16 protein-coding genes are annotated in these 15,781 nt (G+C 69.7%); 11 read left to right on the forward strand and 5 right to left on the reverse strand.

The window, feature by feature from the left end; translation table 11 throughout:
* Positions 1 to 288: 288 nt before the first annotated feature.
* The 4 genes from HHX40_RS31085 (at position 289) to HHX40_RS31100 (ending at position 4,052) form a co-directional block, all read left to right on the forward strand.
* Positions 289 to 756, forward strand: a complete 468-nt coding sequence (locus HHX40_RS31085) for a hypothetical protein (protein WP_182883432.1) — start codon at positions 289 to 291, stop codon at positions 754 to 756.
* A gap of 709 nt (positions 757 to 1,465) precedes the next feature.
* A complete protein-coding gene (locus tag HHX40_RS31090; protein WP_182883433.1) occupies positions 1,466 to 1,990 on the forward strand; it encodes a hypothetical protein in 525 nt (174 codons plus the stop codon).
* A 663-nt stretch (positions 1,991 to 2,653) separates the two neighbouring features.
* Entirely contained in the window at positions 2,654 to 3,199 is a 546-nt protein-coding gene (locus HHX40_RS31095; RefSeq protein ID WP_182875861.1) for a hypothetical protein, read from the forward strand.
* A 550-nt stretch (positions 3,200 to 3,749) separates the two neighbouring features.
* Complete coding sequence (locus HHX40_RS31100; protein ID WP_182883434.1) at positions 3,750 to 4,052, forward strand: hypothetical protein; 303 nt, start codon at positions 3,750 to 3,752, stop codon at positions 4,050 to 4,052.
* Positions 4,053 to 4,161: 109 nt separating this feature from the next.
* Here the strand turns inward: HHX40_RS31100 and HHX40_RS31105 are convergent, their stop codons facing one another.
* The gene (locus HHX40_RS31105) at positions 4,162 to 5,133 is read right to left on the reverse strand and encodes a Ku protein (protein WP_182883435.1); all 972 of its coding nucleotides are present in this window, start codon (positions 5,131 to 5,133) and stop codon (positions 4,162 to 4,164) included.
* 236 nt (positions 5,134 to 5,369) lie between these two features.
* Between HHX40_RS31105 and ligD the strand changes: the two genes are divergently transcribed.
* The 4 genes from ligD to HHX40_RS31125 all read left to right on the forward strand — a co-directional run bounded on the left by ligD (position 5,370) and on the right by HHX40_RS31125 (position 7,558).
* Entirely contained in the window at positions 5,370 to 6,251 is an 882-nt protein-coding gene (gene ligD / locus HHX40_RS31110; RefSeq protein WP_182883436.1) for a non-homologous end-joining DNA ligase, read from the forward strand.
* Between the two features lie 80 nt (positions 6,252 to 6,331).
* A complete protein-coding gene (locus tag HHX40_RS31115; protein WP_182883437.1) occupies positions 6,332 to 6,532 on the forward strand; it encodes a hypothetical protein in 201 nt (66 codons plus the stop codon).
* 72 nt (positions 6,533 to 6,604) lie between these two features.
* A complete protein-coding gene (locus HHX40_RS31120) occupies positions 6,605 to 7,225 on the forward strand; it encodes a TetR/AcrR family transcriptional regulator (RefSeq protein WP_117409108.1) in 621 nt (206 codons plus the stop codon).
* A gap of 102 nt (positions 7,226 to 7,327) precedes the next feature.
* Positions 7,328 to 7,558 carry a DUF3107 domain-containing protein gene (locus HHX40_RS31125; RefSeq protein WP_182875866.1) on the forward strand — a complete coding sequence of 77 codons (231 nt, stop codon included), beginning with the start codon at positions 7,328 to 7,330 and terminating at the stop codon, positions 7,556 to 7,558.
* Positions 7,559 to 7,959: 401 nt separating this feature from the next.
* Here the strand turns inward: HHX40_RS31125 and HHX40_RS31130 are convergent, their stop codons facing one another.
* Entirely contained in the window at positions 7,960 to 8,619 is a 660-nt protein-coding gene (locus HHX40_RS31130) for a ferritin-like fold-containing protein (RefSeq protein WP_182875867.1), read from the reverse strand.
* 464 nt (positions 8,620 to 9,083) lie between these two features.
* On the opposite strand from HHX40_RS31130, the gene HHX40_RS31135 reads away from it, so the two are divergent.
* From HHX40_RS31135 to HHX40_RS31145, 3 genes are all read left to right on the forward strand, one after another.
* On the forward strand, positions 9,084 to 11,228 hold the full coding sequence (locus HHX40_RS31135; RefSeq protein WP_259404078.1) for a DEAD/DEAH box helicase: 2,145 nt from the start codon (positions 9,084 to 9,086) through the stop codon (positions 11,226 to 11,228).
* Between the two features lie 346 nt (positions 11,229 to 11,574).
* A complete protein-coding gene (locus tag HHX40_RS31140; protein ID WP_117409111.1) occupies positions 11,575 to 12,453 on the forward strand; it encodes an alpha/beta fold hydrolase in 879 nt (292 codons plus the stop codon).
* Positions 12,454 to 12,463: 10 nt separating this feature from the next.
* The gene (locus HHX40_RS31145) at positions 12,464 to 13,381 is read left to right on the forward strand and encodes an oxygenase MpaB family protein (RefSeq protein WP_182883439.1); all 918 of its coding nucleotides are present in this window, start codon (positions 12,464 to 12,466) and stop codon (positions 13,379 to 13,381) included.
* Between the two features lie 13 nt (positions 13,382 to 13,394).
* Here the strand turns inward: HHX40_RS31145 and HHX40_RS31150 are convergent, their stop codons facing one another.
* Genes HHX40_RS31150 through HHX40_RS31160 form a run of 3 tightly spaced genes read right to left on the reverse strand, consistent with a single transcriptional unit; the run spans position 13,395 to position 15,774 of the window.
* Positions 13,395 to 14,372: a PD-(D/E)XK nuclease family protein gene (locus tag HHX40_RS31150; protein WP_310738367.1), complete on the reverse strand. Its 978-nt coding sequence runs from the start codon at positions 14,370 to 14,372 to the stop codon at positions 13,395 to 13,397.
* A 4-nt stretch (positions 14,373 to 14,376) separates the two neighbouring features.
* Positions 14,377 to 15,087: an MBL fold metallo-hydrolase gene (locus HHX40_RS31155; RefSeq protein ID WP_117409113.1), complete on the reverse strand. Its 711-nt coding sequence runs from the start codon at positions 15,085 to 15,087 to the stop codon at positions 14,377 to 14,379.
* A 39-nt stretch (positions 15,088 to 15,126) separates the two neighbouring features.
* Positions 15,127 to 15,774 carry a DUF6758 family protein gene (locus tag HHX40_RS31160; RefSeq protein WP_117409114.1) on the reverse strand — a complete coding sequence of 216 codons (648 nt, stop codon included), beginning with the start codon at positions 15,772 to 15,774 and terminating at the stop codon, positions 15,127 to 15,129.
* Positions 15,775 to 15,781 lie beyond the last annotated feature (7 nt).

A 15,781-nucleotide genomic window follows, 5' to 3' on the forward strand; every position in this document is an offset into this window, starting at 1 on the left:
GCCCTTTCGAACCCCTCTGGAACACCACCACCCGCCTCCGGTCTCCACCGAGCACCCCACGTTCGAATCGGACATTACGGGACAAGTCGCCCCTTTTATCTCCAATTCGTGCCATAGCCTGCTAATAGCTGACCAAAAGCCATAAGGGCGCGTTTGTCGGGTGATGTCGCCGGATATCAACGTATCGCAGGAACCCGGCCCACGGGGGCCAAGAGGTATTTCTCTCGAATCTCCACGGAGAAATACCGAAGGATGCGGGGAATTCCAATCCTTTCAAGGGGGACAGCAATGCCCAAGTTCACGAAGCTTTTCGCCGGACTCGCACTCGGCACCGCGATCGCCGGGGGCGCGATCGCCATGAGCGCCACGGCCGCGAGCGCCGGCTGTGGAGACGGCCTCATGGGTCTCGGCGGCATGCCCTGCAACAACAACAACTTCGTTCCCTTCAACACCAACAACAATAACAACTGCGGGAACAACAACAACGACAACTTCGCGAACAACAACTGGTGCAACAACAACCAGAACAACAACTTCTGGAACAACCAGAGCTTCTGGAACCAGAGCGCGTTCTGCGACAACCTGGACAGCGACTCCAACTTCGCCATCGTCGGGCCCTGCGCGACGATCGCCTTCAGCGACAAGACCAACCGCGAGAGCAACTGGTTCAACAACGGCTGGTTCCAGAACAACTCCTGGTGGAACAACAACAACTGCAACAACTGGAACAACAACAACAACAACTTCGTCAACTGAGAAGGCGGGGCCGGCAGCGGCCTGCGAGACGACCGCGCCGCTCGGAATCCTGCCGGGTGAAGGGATGACTGATACGGCCGGCCACCCGGTCGTCCACCGCCTCGACAGGAGAACGGCGCCCTGAAGCGCAGCCACGTTCCCACAGCGCCGAAAGATCCGTAGCACTTCACGCTCAGGGAACGGCCGTTCGATTCAGCAGAAAGCAGAAACAAGGGCTCCGGCGAGACTCTCGCCGGAGCCCTGACTTTTTCCCCCGTACGGCGGGCTCAGGCACGGAGCCCGAAGGGACAGGTTCACCGGCGGGTTCCGGGCGGCACGGAGCCCTCCAGGTCGCCCTTCCCTGCCCCGGCAGGATTTCCAGCGGCCATGCGGCGGCGGTGCGCCAGCGGTACGCGGGCGAACGACGCCTGCCGGGACACCCGCGACGACGCACTCAGGCCGCCGCCTCCGTTTCCGCCGCGTGGCCAGGCCGGTGAACACCCTTCCAGAAATCGGTCAATCGCGACATTTCACTTTCAATACCTCTAAGTCAGTCCATAAGAGTCTAACTGGTGATCAAAAGGCTTAGATGGCCGTTTGTCTGCCCACCACGCTGGAAATCATCACAGCACAGGAAGTTAGGGCTCAATTAAGAGCCCGAAGGGCCTTTCTCTCAAAGAAACGCCCTTAACAAATTCAGGGATACTGAATCCTGTCAAGGGGGACACGCATGTCCAAGCTCCACAAGATCATCGCTGGCCTCGCGCTCGGCACCGCCACCGTCGGCGGCGCACTGGCCCTGGGCGCCGGTGCCGCCGGCGCCGTGACCAGGACCGGCGACGTCGACCGTCCCATCGTCCGGAACGGCCTCGCCAACGGCGTCGACGACAGCACGGGCGGCATCGCCCAGGGCAACAGGGGTGTCGGCGAGCGCGGTGATCAGGAGAACGTCTTCCCTGTCTTCTCCAGCCCGAACAACAACGTCGACAGGAACAACCAGAACCACAACCTCAACCAGAACAACGACAACTGCTGGTGGAACAACCAGCAGTTCTGGAACCAGGGGGCGTTCTCCGACAAGCGGGACGACTTCTCCGGCTTCGGTCTCGTCGCCAAGGACGTCGCGATCGGCTTCCAGGACAAGACGAACAAGGACAACACCTGGTTCAACAACGCCTGGTGGAACAACAACAACTGGTGGAACTGCAACGACAACAACTGGTGGAACAACAACAACAACGACCACGTGAACTGAGAAGGCAGGTCCAGCGGCTCCTGCGAGACGATCGCGCCGTTCCGGGAAGACGACGGATCCCGAAGACCTCCCACGAGGTCTCCGACTCCGGCTGAGGAACCGGCGCCGTTGAGTGCAGAGACACGCTCCCCGACCGGCCGGCCGCTCGCTCACCGAGCGGCGGCGGTCTGAACGGGAACGGCCGTCAATCCTCCTACAGGGACAACCAAGGGCTCCGGCGGGAAGGTTCCGCCGGAGCCCTGCTCTTTCCCCCGACCGTGGTCGTCGCCGCCACCACGTCCTTCCGCGGCCTTTCTCCGCCCGCGACCGCGGCCGCTCCCCGCCTCCCCGACCTCCCCGACCTTGCCGGCCGACCCTGGTGGCGAACGCAGCTGAGCCGGCACCCCCCTCACGGAGCGTCGGGCCGCGTCCGCGCCAGGGGGCAAATCGTACCTATCACTACATAAGGCGCATTATCCATCGAATCAAGCCTATACGCAGCTAATCATTAATCAAAAGCAGCAGACGTCAGTTTGTCGGGCCACCCGGCAGGAAATCACCCTAGCGTCGGGAGCAGGGCCCAATAAGGGCCATGAAGAAAAAATCCTGACCGCAGTAGGCGGCCAGGAAACGCCGACAGACACAGGGCAATTCGAAATCGAATCCTGTCAGGGAGGAACCATAATGCCCAACCTCAAGAAGATCTTCGCAGGGCTCGCGCTCAGCACCGCGGTCGTCGGCGGCGCCGTCGCCATGGGTGCCGCGGCCGCCAGCGCCGACGACAGCCCCTTCTACACGAAGAACGAGGACCGCCCCATCGTCAAGGACGGCGCGGCCAACGGCGTCGACGACAGCACGGGCGGCATCGCCCAGGACAACAAGAAGGGGGTGGACTTCCCGCGCGCGTTCTTCCCGAACAACAACAACCGGGAGCGCAACGACCGCAACCACAACATCAACGACCGCAACCAGAACAACTTCTGGGACACCAACAACTGGTGGGGCCAGAACCTCTACAAGGACGACAAGGCCCAGCACGACGCCTTCGGCCTCGTCGCCAAGGACGTCGCCTTCGGCTTCCAGGAGAAGGACGACAAGGCGTTCAACTGGCTCAACAACAACTGGTGGGCCGACCAGAACTGGTGGGACCACAACAACAACGACTGGTGGAACCGCAACGACCGCGAGCACACCAACAACGGCAACAACAACAACGGCAACAACGTCTGATCCGCGAGGCCTGACGCCTCGCGCGGCACCGCGCCGTCCGGTCGGGTGACGGGAGCCGGTGGGCGGGACCACCCACGAGTGCCTCTCCGCCACCGGCCGGGGACGACGGCGCCGGTGAGTGCAGCCAGGTGTTTCCAGCGCATCCGCGCGCCGAGCGACCGGAAGTCTGGAGACGCCTTCCACCGGATGGCATGAGACAAGGGCTCCGGCGAGATCCTCGCCGGAGCCCTGACCTTTCCACGCCCTGGACGGGCGGGCGAGTCCGCGGCCGCGAGGATCGGGGACCGGGACGGGGAAAACGGCCGGGCGAGTACCCTCCGGAACGGCCGGCGAATCGCGGGCCGGACACCGACTGCGTCAGCGGCCGGGCCAATCCGCGCCATGAGTCGCGACGAGAGGTCAAACTCTCCCCCGCCGAGTTTGGCCGGGGGCCCCTTCGGCAATCAAGACACCACGGCGATGACCGGACATATAGGTCATAACCGGACATCTCCGGTTCCCACCGGAGAAGTCAGAAGTACGGGCAATCCATCCTTCGAGGAGGGCCTCTATGCCCAAATTCCGGAACGTCATCACCGGCCTGGCGGTCAGCACGGCGATGGCCGGCGGCGCGCTCGCTCTGAGCACCGTCACCGCCCACGCCTCCACCCCGACCACCGCCACCATCAGCACCAACGGGGGCAACGGCTGGAACGGCCACGGGCATGGCCGCAACTACAACAAGAACAAGCTCGTGAACCGGAACGACTTCCGCAGCTTCAAGTACTACAGGATCAAGAAGGTCCACCGGGACAACACCGCCTTCGCGTCCGGCGACGCCGTGGTCGACATCGACGGCGACGACGACGACTGATCCCGGACGGCGCTACCCTGCGCCGCTTCCGTACCGTGAACAATCCGTACCGTGAACAAGCCCCGGCGGGACAGCCGCCGGGGCTCCCGCGCAGTGGCGAGGCGGACGATCAGGCGGAGCGGCGGGTCTTCCGCTTCCTGGGCGCGCTCTCCTCCTCCGCGCCTTCCGGGGCCGCCCTGCCGTCACTCTTCGCGGCACTCTTCGCGGCACTCTTCGCGGCACTCTTCGTGGCGCTCTTCGCAGTGCTCTTCCCGGCGGCCTTCACCGGAGTCTTCGCCGCGCTCTTCTCGGCCGCCCCGGCGCCCTGGCGTTCCCGCTTGGCGGCCTCGACGCTGGCGCGCAGCGCGGCCATGAGGTCGACGGCCGGGCCCTGCTCGGCCGGCGCCTCGGGCGCGACGATCTCCCTGCCCGCGACCTTGGCCTCGATGACCTCCTGCAGAGCCTCCCGGTAGGCGTCGGTGTACTCCGCCGGATCGAAGTCTGCCACCATCGTGTCGATCAACGACTCGGCCATCTTCAGTTCCTGGGGCCGCACCTGGACGTCCTCCTCCAGGAAGCCGAACTCGGCCTCGCGGATCTCGTCCGGCCAGAGCATCGTCTCCAGCACGAACACGCCGTCCCGGACCCGCAGCGCGGCCAGCGACTCCCGCTGGCGGAGGGCGATCTTCACGACCGCCACCTGCCCCGACCTCTCCAGGGCGTCCCGCAGCAGCACGTACGGCTTCGTCCCCTGCCCGTCGGGCTCCAGGTAGTACGACTTCGCGAAGTAGATGGGGTCGATCTGGGCGGCGGGGGTGAACTGCAGCACGTCGATCCGGCGCGAGGTGGTCAGCGGCAGGTCGGCGAAGTCCTCGTCGGTCAGCACGACCATCTCACCGGTCGGAAGCTCGTACCCCTTGGCGATGTCGGAGTACTGCACCTCCTCGCCGTCGACCGAGCAGACCCTCTTGTACTTGATCCGCCCGCCGTCCTCCCGGTGCACCTGGTGGAAGCTGACGTCCTTCTGTTCGGTCGCGGAGTACAGCTTGATGGGAATGGTGACCAGACCGAACGAGATGGCGCCCTTCCAGATGCTCCGCATGGCTACATTCTCGTCTCTGTGTTCGAATACCGCTATGGTGGGATTCAAGGGAGTTACCTCATGGGCAGGTACCCACTAATGGCGGAGCCGTACCCGGTGGAATCCGCGCTCGCGGCCTCCGGCGCTCACCCGCGTGCCTGATTGAGCCGCCCGAGATCGGGCAGAGCCCCTTCTCTGGCGGGCCGCCAAGGGCGATCTCCGGGAATGCCCGCCGGGGGCCGGCGGGAGGAGCGGTGATGACGGAGAAGGTGCGGGTGAAGGTCGAGGACCGGATGCTGGTCCTGACCAACCTGGACAAGGTCCTCTATCCCGGCACCGGGTTCACCAAGGCCGAGGTGATCGACTACTACACCCGGATCGCCCCGGCCCTGCTCCCTCATCTGCGGGGACGCCCGCTCACGGTCAAGCGCTACCCGAACGGCGCGGACGCCGCGTTCTTCTTCGAGAAGAACGCCCCCGACCACACCCCCGACTGGGTCCGTACGGTGACCCTCCCGGCGCCGGGCAGCACGAAGAACCGCGAGGAGATCGAGTTCGCGGTGGTGGAGGACCTGCCGACGCTCGTCTACTACGCCAACCTGGCCGCGCTGGAGATCCACGTGCCGATGTGGCGGGTGGCCAAGGACGGCGAGCCGCAGCCGCCCGACACCCTCGTCCTCGACCTCGACCCCGGGGCCCCGGCCACGATCGTCGACTGCTGCCGGGTCGCCGTCCTGCTGCGGCGGGCACTGGCCGACGACGGCCTGGAGAGCCATCCGAAGACCAGCGGCAACAAGGGCATGCAGCTCTACGTTCCGTGGGACCGCGGGCCCGGCACCTCCGACTACGCCAAGGAGCTGGCCCGGCGGATGCAGGCGGAGCACCCGTTCGTCACCAGTGTGATGGCCAGGAAGGAAAGGCCGGGCAAGGTCTTCATCGACTGGAGCCAGAACAATCCGGCCAAGACCACCGTCGCGCCGTACTCGCTGCGCGCGAACCCGTTGCCGACCGTGTCGACGCCCCTGCGGTGGGAAGAGGTCGAGGCGTGCGAGAACCCGGAGCAGCTCGTCTTCACCTCCTCCGACGTGCTGAAGCGCGTCGCGGAACACGGCGACCTGTTCGTGGCCCTCGGCGCTTAGCCGGGCCGCACCCCTGGCCGTAGTGTTGGACCTGGGTGTCAGACCTGTCGCAGCCGACCGTCGAACGGAAGGAAGATCACATGCCAGAGATGGAGCCCCTCGACGAGACCGCCGAGGAGATCTCGATCGAGGCGCCGGAGGCCGACGCGGTCGAGCAGCACCAGCTCGTCAAGGTCGCCGAGGACAGGCGCTGGCCCGAACGCGTCCCGTTCGACGCCGACCCGGCCGACGTGACCGAGCAGGAGCGCACGGTCGACCTCGACGACGACGACTATCGCTGATCACAGATACCGACACGTAGGATGAGGCCCCGGGGCGGGAGCCCCCGATGCGCTTCTTGCAAGGAGACTGCCGTGACCGCTACCCCGGACGCCAAGCCCCGGGGCACCCGGCTGCCCCGGATGGCCCGCCGCCGCCAGTTGCTGAGCGCGGCGCAGGAAGTGTTCGTGGAGAACGGCTACCACGCCGCGGCGATGGACGAGATCGCCGAGCGGGCCGGGGTCAGCAAGCCCGTGCTCTACCAGCACTTCCCGGGCAAGCTTGAGCTGTATCTCGCACTGCTCGACCTGCACGTGGACGACATGGTGAACCGGTGCCGCCAGGCGCTCGAGTCGACCACCGACAACAAGCAGCGGGTGCAGGCGGCCATCGGCGCCTTCTTCGACTTCGTGTCGAGCCAGGGAGAGGCCTTCCGGCTGGTCTTCGAGTCCGACCTGCGCAACGTGGCGCCCGTACGGCAGCGCATGGAGCGCTCGCTGTACGAGAGCGCCGAGGCGATCAGCCGGGTGATCCAGGAGGACACCGGCTGCTCCAGCGACGAGGCGCACCTGCTCGGCGTCGGACTGGTCGGCATGGCCGAGGTGAGCGCGCGCTACTGGCTGAGCAGCCACGGCTCGATCCCCAAGGAGGCGGCGACGCAGCTGATGGCACGCCTGGCCTGGCGCGGCATCAGCGGCTTCCCCCGCACCGGCTGACCGGGCCTCCGGTTCCCTGTTCGCTTGACGCGATCACAGGGCTCGCCGCGCTACCGGGCGACGACGATGGGGAGAGAACAGCCCTCGCGAAAGGGGAGCCTTATGGAAATAAAGATCGGCGTGCAGTCGGTGCACCGCGAGATCGTCGTGGAGACCGACCTGTCGGCCGAGGAGATCGAAGAGGAGCTCCGCAAGGCGCTCGCCTCGGACAAGGGCGTCTTCTCCCTGACCGACACGACGGGACGCCGGGTGGTCGTACCCGTGACCTCGCTCGGGTTCGTCGAGATCGGCGAGGACGAGACGCGTCCCGTCGGCTTCGGCGGAACTCTCTGACCCGGAGACGCTCCGGCTAGGAGACGCTCTGACTCAGAACGCCCTGACTTCAAACGCTCTGACTCAGAACGCTCTGACGCGGAAACAGTCTGACGGCGGCCGGAGCCGACCGGCGGCGCGGGTGTCCCAGGACGCGCGGCGTGCCGGCGGCCGGAGCCGGCCGCCCGGGTCAGGACCGCCCGTAACCGCATCCGCGGGGACGCCGGGTGAGATCCGCCCGATGCGGATCGTCCCGTCTTCCGCCGATCGTCGGACAGCCCGCGCTTCCTCTCCGCAGAATCGCACGGGGGGTCCAGCTGTTCGGCCCACATCTTGTCAAGGAACTGCCGTAGCGGCGCGAGGCCCTCATGCTCGCACCGTACATCCGTTTGCCGGGTGCGCGAATCAGGAACGGCGAGGTTTCACCCGTTGGGGGTGAGGCCGAGAGCCGTCATGCGCCTGCCGTGCTCCTCGGTCAGCCGGGCGAACATCCGCCCGATCTCCGCCAGATCCTCCCCCTGCTCGCCCACGAGCAGCGCGGCGAGGTGCGGACGGGCGGCGGCCAGCCGCTGCCCCTGGCTCAGCGCCTCGCCGACCATCCGGCGGGCCCACAGCGCGAGCCGCCCGCACAGACGCGGATCGGCGTCGAGCGCCGCGCGCATCCGCTCCACCGCGAACTCCGAACGGCCCTCGTCGGCCAGCACCTCGTCGACCAGGGCGGTGGTCGAGGGGTCGGCGTGGCGGGCGGCCTCGCGGTAGAAGTCGCCCGCGATCCCCACGCCCACGTAGGCCTTCACCAGCGCCTCGTACCAGTCCTTCGGCCTGGTCTGGGCGTGCCAGGCGTCGATCGCCTCGACGAAGGGGGCCATCGCCTCCTCCGGATCGGCCCCGAGCGAGGCGATCCGGTCGCGCAGCACCCGGAAGTGCCCGTACTCGGCCGCGGCCACGTCCCCGAGCGCCGCCCTGTCGTTCAGCGTCGGCGCGAACAGCGCGGCGTCCTCGGCCAGCCTGAGGAAGGCGGTGAGCTCGGCGTACGCGAGGACGCCCAGCAGGTCGACGATCCCGGGAGACGAATCACTCATGGATGCAGCGTAAGGGTCGGCGCGACGCCCGCGGAGCCGGCCGCTCCGGTCCGGCGGAACCCCGGCGCGACCCCCGGTGGAACCCCGTACGGCCGCCCACAGGACAACAGTTTTTAGCGAGAAGACGCGGAAATCGGTTCCGTGTTGTGGTATCGAGTAGACTGGTTCGTGGAAGTGCGACCGCACTGGCCAACAACCAGCGCTGGCCTACAACCGAGTCGATCCGGGGTTTGCCCCGGACCTCTGGAACCAGTGGATGCCGCGGTCGCTGTTCACGACGAGGGCGCGACTGTCCGCGAGGACCCGGACCGGGAAAGATCTGCCGGCCGGATGTCCCGGAGGGCCGCCTTCACAGATTGAGGCAGGCCACGCTGACAACGACGTTCCGAGACCTGGGAGTCATCCCGGAGATCGCCGATGCCCTCGAGACCGAGGGCATCACTTCACCGTTCCCGATTCAGGAGATGGCGCTCCCGCTGGCGCTGGCCGGCCAGGACGTCATCGGGCAGGCGCGCACGGGCACCGGCAAGACCTATGCCTTCGGCGTCGCCATGCTCCAACTGGTCGGCAAGCCGAGGAAGAACCGCAAGAAGCCCCGCGGTCTCGTCCTCGTCCCCACGCGCGAACTGGCCCTTCAGGTGACCGAGGACCTGGTCCTCGCCGCCGGGAAGCTGGGGTCGCGCATCCTCACCGTCTACGGCGGGCGCGCGTACGAGCCCCAGATCGAGGCGCTCAAGAACGGCGTCGACGTGATCGTCGGCACCCCGGGGCGGCTGCTCGACCTCGTCAAGCAGAAGCACCTCGACCTGAGCCAGATCACCATGCTCGTCCTCGACGAGGCCGACCGCATGCTCGATCTCGGGTTCCTTCCGGACATCGAGCGGATCATCAAGCTCGTGCCGGACGACCGCCAGACCATGCTGTTCTCGGCCACGATGCCCGGCGAGATCGTGAACCTGTCGCGCCGCTACCTCGACCGGCCCACCCGCGTGCGCGCGGAGAGCGGCACGGCCGAGGCCGAGACGACCACGCTCACCACGCAGTACGTGTACCGCACGCACCGCATGGACAAGATCGAGATTCTCGGGCGGCTGCTGCAGAGCAGGGGCGCCGGGCTCACGATGGTGTTCTGCGAGACCAAGCGGGCCTGCGACATGGTCGCCGAGCAGCTCAAGGACAAGGGTTTCGCGGTGGCGGCCGTCCACGGCGACCTCGGTCAGGGCCAGCGCGAGCAGGCGCTGCGCGCCTTCCGCAACGGCAAGATCAACGTGCTGGTGGCGACCGACGTCGCGGCGCGCGGCATCGACATCGACGACGTGACCCACGTCGTCAACTACGACTGCCCGCAGGACGAGAAGGCCTACGTCCACCGGATCGGCCGCACCGGCCGGGCGGGCCGCACCGGCGTCGCGGTGACCTTCGTCGAGTGGACCGAGCTGACCCGCTGGAAGGTCATCAACAACGCCCTCTCGCTGGACTTCGCCGATCCCGTCGAGACCTATTCGAGCTCGCCGCACCTGTACGGCGAACTCGACATCCCCGAGGGCACCAGGGGCGTGCTGCCGCGCGCCCAGCGCTCGCGCGCGGGCCTGGAGTCCGAGGAGATCGAGGACCTCGGCGAGACCGGGCGCACCCGTTCCCGCGGCAAGTCCGACCGGGGCGGGCGCGGCAACGGCCGTGACCGCGACCGTGATCGTGACCACGACAACAGCGAGGAGCGCCGGGAGCGCCCCGCCCGCACCCGCGAGCGGCGGCGCACCCGTGGCGGGCGCCTCCAGGAGGCCGGAGCGTCCTCCCCCGGCGACGCCGACGCCCTGACCTCGCAGGTGGGGGACGGCTCCGAGTCGCCTGAGCAGCCCGCCCAGGCCGCGCAGGCCCAGCCCCAGACCCAGGGGCGCAGGTCCCGGCGAGGGGGTGCCAACACGGACGCCCTGACCGGCGCGCTGGCCGAGGTTCCGGCCGCACGGCCGCAGGAGGAGCAGGCGGACGGACCGGCGGCCGGTGCGGTGTCCGAGCCGGAGCCGGCCCCGCGCCGGGCCTCCCGCCGCAGGACCCGCGCCGCCGACACGGCCGGCACCCCGGTCGCCGAGCCCCGGATCGACGAGCCCCGGATCGACGAGTCGCAGGCCGGCGAGCAGCGGAGCGGGGACCAGGCGGTCGCCGCGCCCGTCGAGGACCGGCCCGCCCGCCGGCGCGGAACCCGCGCCGCCGCGGCGGCCACCACGGCGGCCACCACGGGGGCCACCACGGGCACGGAGGACGCCGCGGCGGGCTCTCCGGCCTCTCCGGCCGTCTCTCCGACTGTCTCCGTGGACCGGCCCACGCGCCGCCGTACGCGGAGCACGGACGCGGGCGCCTCGGACGAGGCGCCGTCCACGCCGTCTGCGCCGGCCGGCGAGGCGACCGTGAACGGCGTGGCGGACGAGCCCGCCCGGCCGCCGGTCGCCCGGCAGGAGCCGGAACGGATCATTCCGGCCAGCCCGTTCATGGTCGTGTTCAGGTCCCCCGACCTCGCGACCGACGACGACGATCCCGCTCCGTCCGCCGCGACCGAGCGCGCCCAGCAGCGGCGCCGCCCGGCCCGGCCCCGCCCGCGCCGTACGGGGTGAGGGGCCGGCCGCGGCCCGCTCGTCGATGAGCACGACCACCAGGGCAGGGAGAGCGCCGGACACCCGGCGCCCTCCCTGCTTTCGCGCGTGGGCGCCTTTACGCGTGGGTGCCTTCACACGTGGGCACGGTCCCCCCGGCGGGCCGCCACGTTCGCAGTGGGTATGACCTGGACAGGAGGCACGCGTCATGACACCCGGACTCTCTCTGCCCGGCCGGTCCGCAACCGGCTTGGATCTTTCGGCGGTGTCGCCGGAGTCCCCGCTGGGTATCGTGATGCCACGTGAGTGAGCGAGCCTTCAGCAGACGGTCCATGCCGGGGAACCCGGGTGAGATGGAGGAGGTCTCGTGAGCACGCCACGGTTCCTGACCCTCCCTCCGGGCGTCAGCAGCGAGCAGATCGAGACGCCGCTGGGCTCGTTCGCGGCCCTGGAGGCGCTTCCCGTCAGCGGGATCCCCGAGCGCTGGCCCGCCCTCCTCGTCCCCGGCTTCACCGGGTCGAAGGAGGACTTCATCGCGGTGCTGCAGACCCTCGCGCAGGCCGGCCGCCGGGTGATCGCCGTGGACATGCGCGGGCAGTACGAGACGCCCGGCCCCGACGACCCGGCGGCGTACACCTGCGGGGCGCTCGGCGCGGACGTCGACGCGATCGCCGCGGTCGTCGGGCAGGGCGAGCCGGTGCACCTCATGGGACACTCCTTCGGCGGCCTCGTCGCCCGGGAGGTCGCGCTGAACGGCGCCGCCAAGATTGCCTCGCTCACGCTCATGAGCTCCGGGCCCGCCGGCATCGTCGGGCCCCGGGAGCAGATGGGCCGGGTGATGCTCGCCGAACTGCCCGAGTACGGCCTGGACTACATGTGGTCCAACCGGATGGAGCCGGAGGCGCTGAAGGCGGGCGTCCCGGACGACATCGTGGCGTTCCTGCGCAAGCGGCTGCTGGCCAACCACCCCACCGGGCTCATGACCATGGCGCACGAGGTGCTCGGCGCCGCCGACCGGTGCGACGAGCTCGCCCAGTGCGACCTCGACCTCCTGGTCCTGTACGGCGAGCATGACGACGGCTGGCCGCCGCCGCTGCAGGCCGAGATGGCCCGCCGGCTCGACGCGGAGTGCGTCGTGGTGCCCGGGGCGCTCCACTCACCCGCCGTCGAGGCGCCCGAGACCACCGCCGCCGCCCTGACCCGGTTCTGGAACGCGGCCGAGAGCCGGCTGCTCCAGCACGGCTGACGCGACGGCCATGACCGGGGTCAGCGGTCCGACCGTCCAGCCTCCCGAGTCCGTGACGTGGCTGGTCCACGTCGACCGGACCATGTGGGTGGGCGGCGTCCGCGGCCTGATGCTGCAGGCCCTGCATCCGGTGGCGATGCGGGGCGTGTGGCAGAACTCCGACTTCCGGGAGGACCCCTTCGGGCGGCTGCGCCGTACGGCCGACTTCGTGGGCCGCGTGACGTACGGCAGCCCGGAGGAGGCCGAGCGGATCGGCAGGCGGATCCGCGCGATCCACCGGGCGCTGCGCGTCCACGACCCCGACACGGGCCGGGTCCACCGGGTGGACGACCCCGAACTGCTGCTGTGGGTCCACTGCGCGGAGGTCACGTCCTACCTGGAGGTCGTCCGCCGCGCCGGCGTCCCGATCACCGACCGGCAGGCCGACCGCTACCTCGCCGAGCAGCGGCGCAGCGCGGCGTACGTCGGGCTGCGCCCGGAGGACGTGCCGGGCACGATGCGCGAGATGGACGACTACTTCGCCCGGATGCGGCCCGTCCTGCGGGTCATCCCCGAGTCGGCCGCCGCCGTCCGGTTCCTGCTCTGGCCGCGCCTGCCGGAGAACCTGCGGTTCCTGTCCCCGGCCAGGCCGGTCTACTTCCCGTTCGGCGCGCTCTGCTACTACACGCTGCCCCGCTGGGCCCGCCGCCTGTACGGCGTGCTGCCGGAGGTGCCGGAGATCGCGGTCACGGCGGCGCTGAGGGCGTTCCGGCTCACCATGAACACCATTCCCGACCCGATGCACCAGCGCGTGCTCGGCGAGGGCACCAGGGCCATGCTGCGGGCCTCCCGGGAGCGCCTCGGCGCGGCCGGGTACGACGTCGGCCAGGGCCTGCGGGGGCTGGCCGACCCACGCCGCCACCCCGCCGCGACCCCGCCCGGAGGCTGACCGGAGACACAGCCTAGCCGGGGACCTCCTCGGCCGTGGGGAGGCCGTCCCAGGGCAGGCGTTCGGAGGAGGCGGCCCGTCCCTCCGGGCAGTGCGCGCGGAAGTCGCACCACGAGCAGATGGGTCCCGGCTCGGGCGGGAACAACGCGTCGATCTCCGGCGGCACCGCGACGGCGGCGCCGTCCTCCGCGGACCCGCCCTCCCCTCGCCTCGGGGCCGGCACGGCGCCCGTCGCACGGCCCCGCCCGCGGCCCGTCGTACGGCCGCTCTCGCGGGAGGAGGGCCCGGCCCACTCCCGGTAGGCGTCGTCGGCGTCCGCCGCCTCCAGGCCGATCTCCTCGGCCCGGCGCAGGTGGCGGGCCAGCGACTCGTCGCCGTGCTCCCACTCCGCGACCGAACCGGTGGGCAGGTGATGCAGCTCCACCCGGTGGCAGGGGCGGCGCATCATGCGGGACGAGGCGATCGCGTAGACGGCGAGCGCGAGCGAGGACCGGGCGTCGTCGGGCGTCGGCGGGCGTCGGCCGGTCTTGTAGTCGACGACGACCAGTTCGTCCCCACGCCGGTCCAGCCGGTCGATCCGGCCGGACAGGGCGAGCACGGACGTGCGCGTGGCGACCGTCCGCTCGACGCCCACCGGCTCGTCGGCCGGGTCGAGCGTCGCGACGTAGGAGGAGACCATCTCGCGGGCCCGGTCCCGCCAGGCCGCCGACTGCTCCTCGTCCCTGAACCCCTCGCGGATCCAGCCGCCGGTCAGCAGGGTGGCCGCCACGACCGGCGTACGCCGCTCGTACGGCTCCCGCCACCACGCGGCCAGTGCGTTGTGCACCGAGGCCCCCACGCTGTTGTGCGCCCATGGAGGCCCCTTGCGCGGGGCCGGCCGGTCGAGGTAGGCGAAGCGGTAGCGGCGCCGGCAGTCGAGCCAGGTGTTCAGGCGTGACGGAGTGCAGGTGTAGAGCCGCCTCGGCATGCCCTCGAGGCCGAGCTGCTCCACGGCACTACTCGTCGCGGTTCAGCGTGATGCCGGACGCGCCGGTGCCGTCCACCAGCGGCGAGATCGGCTCGGCCTCCTCGGCGCCGGTGAGCGACCCCGACAGCCAGCGGTCGAACTCGGGCTCCAGGTCGCCGATCCTGCCCTCCTCGCCGTGCGCGGGCAGCACCCTCGTCTCGTGCGGCAGCGTGAACAGCCGCTCGCCGATGGAGGTGAGCTGGTCGGCGAGGGCGGGATACTCCCCGCCGAGCTTGCCCGGCCCGTCCATGAGCAGGGTCTTCCCGGTGAAGACCGCCGCGAGCTCCTCGCAGTAGAGCGAGACGCCGCCCGCGGTCACGCCCGGGGTGGCGAGCACCTCAAGCTCGACGTCGGCCACGGAGAACAGTCCCTCGTCCTCCATCTCGATGTCGGGCCAGGTCTCCTCCCAGGTCTGCCGCCACAGGCGCCTGTCCTTGGCGTGGACGGCGATCACCGCCTCGTCCCTGGCCGCCACCTCGATCGCGGCGCCCACGTGGTCGGGCAGCCCGTGGGTGCAGATGACGGCGAGGACCTCGCGGTCGCCGACCTTCTCCAGGATCTTCTCGGCGTCCCGTGCCGGGTCGATGACGATCACCTCGTCGTCGTCACCCAGGATCCAGGTGTTGTTCTCGACCTTGTGCTCGTCGCCCTCGATGTCCACGAGGCCCGAGGTCACCACTCGTTCGATACGCGCTGTCACGGCTCAGAACCTTACTATCCCCGGCGCTTCGGACCGGCTTTACCGCGCATCCCCGTCCAGTCTCGGCGAGAGGGCGCCGAAGGGCGGAGCCACCGCCTGGTCCTGGTCGCGCAGGTCACGCAGCGAGAGATCGGCCAGCGCGATGAAACAACCGGCCTCGGCCGGCCAGGCGACCGTCCACAGCCAGTTTCCGAGGGCCTCCCCGACATAGGCCGCACGGTCGTCCGGCACGCCCGGCCCCGCGCACCACAGCGCCGTCGGGTGGCCGCGTACGTCGATCTTCGCGTGCGGCGGACCGGCGTCGAAGCCGGAGCCGGGATCGGGCCCGGGCAGCCCCGCGTACGCGGCCCCGAGGCCGATCCCGGGCTCCTCGGCGACGATCAGCATGTCGGCGGGCCCGTGGGTGATCGAGGGGCCGGTCAGCGCGACGACGCTCGCCCTCGCACCGGTCCGTTCATCGCCCACCTCGGCGAAGCCGGTCACCAGCCACCCCGTGGGGAGCGGCCACGGAAGCCACACGGGAACCCGGGCGGCCTCGCACATAGCGTCGAGCGCGGGCTGAGAGGGCCGGTGGGGCGGCTGGAACGGCAGGACGTCGCCGTGGGCGGCGCATCGCCATGAGCTCGACCAGACGTTCGGTTCGTGCAGCGGCCCGAAGCACCGCGGGCAGGTTGGCGCGGTTCTCACAAATATT

Source organism: Microbispora sp. H10949, from assembly GCF_014161435.1.
GTDB lineage: Bacteria > Actinomycetota > Actinomycetes > Streptosporangiales > Streptosporangiaceae > Microbispora > Microbispora triticiradicis.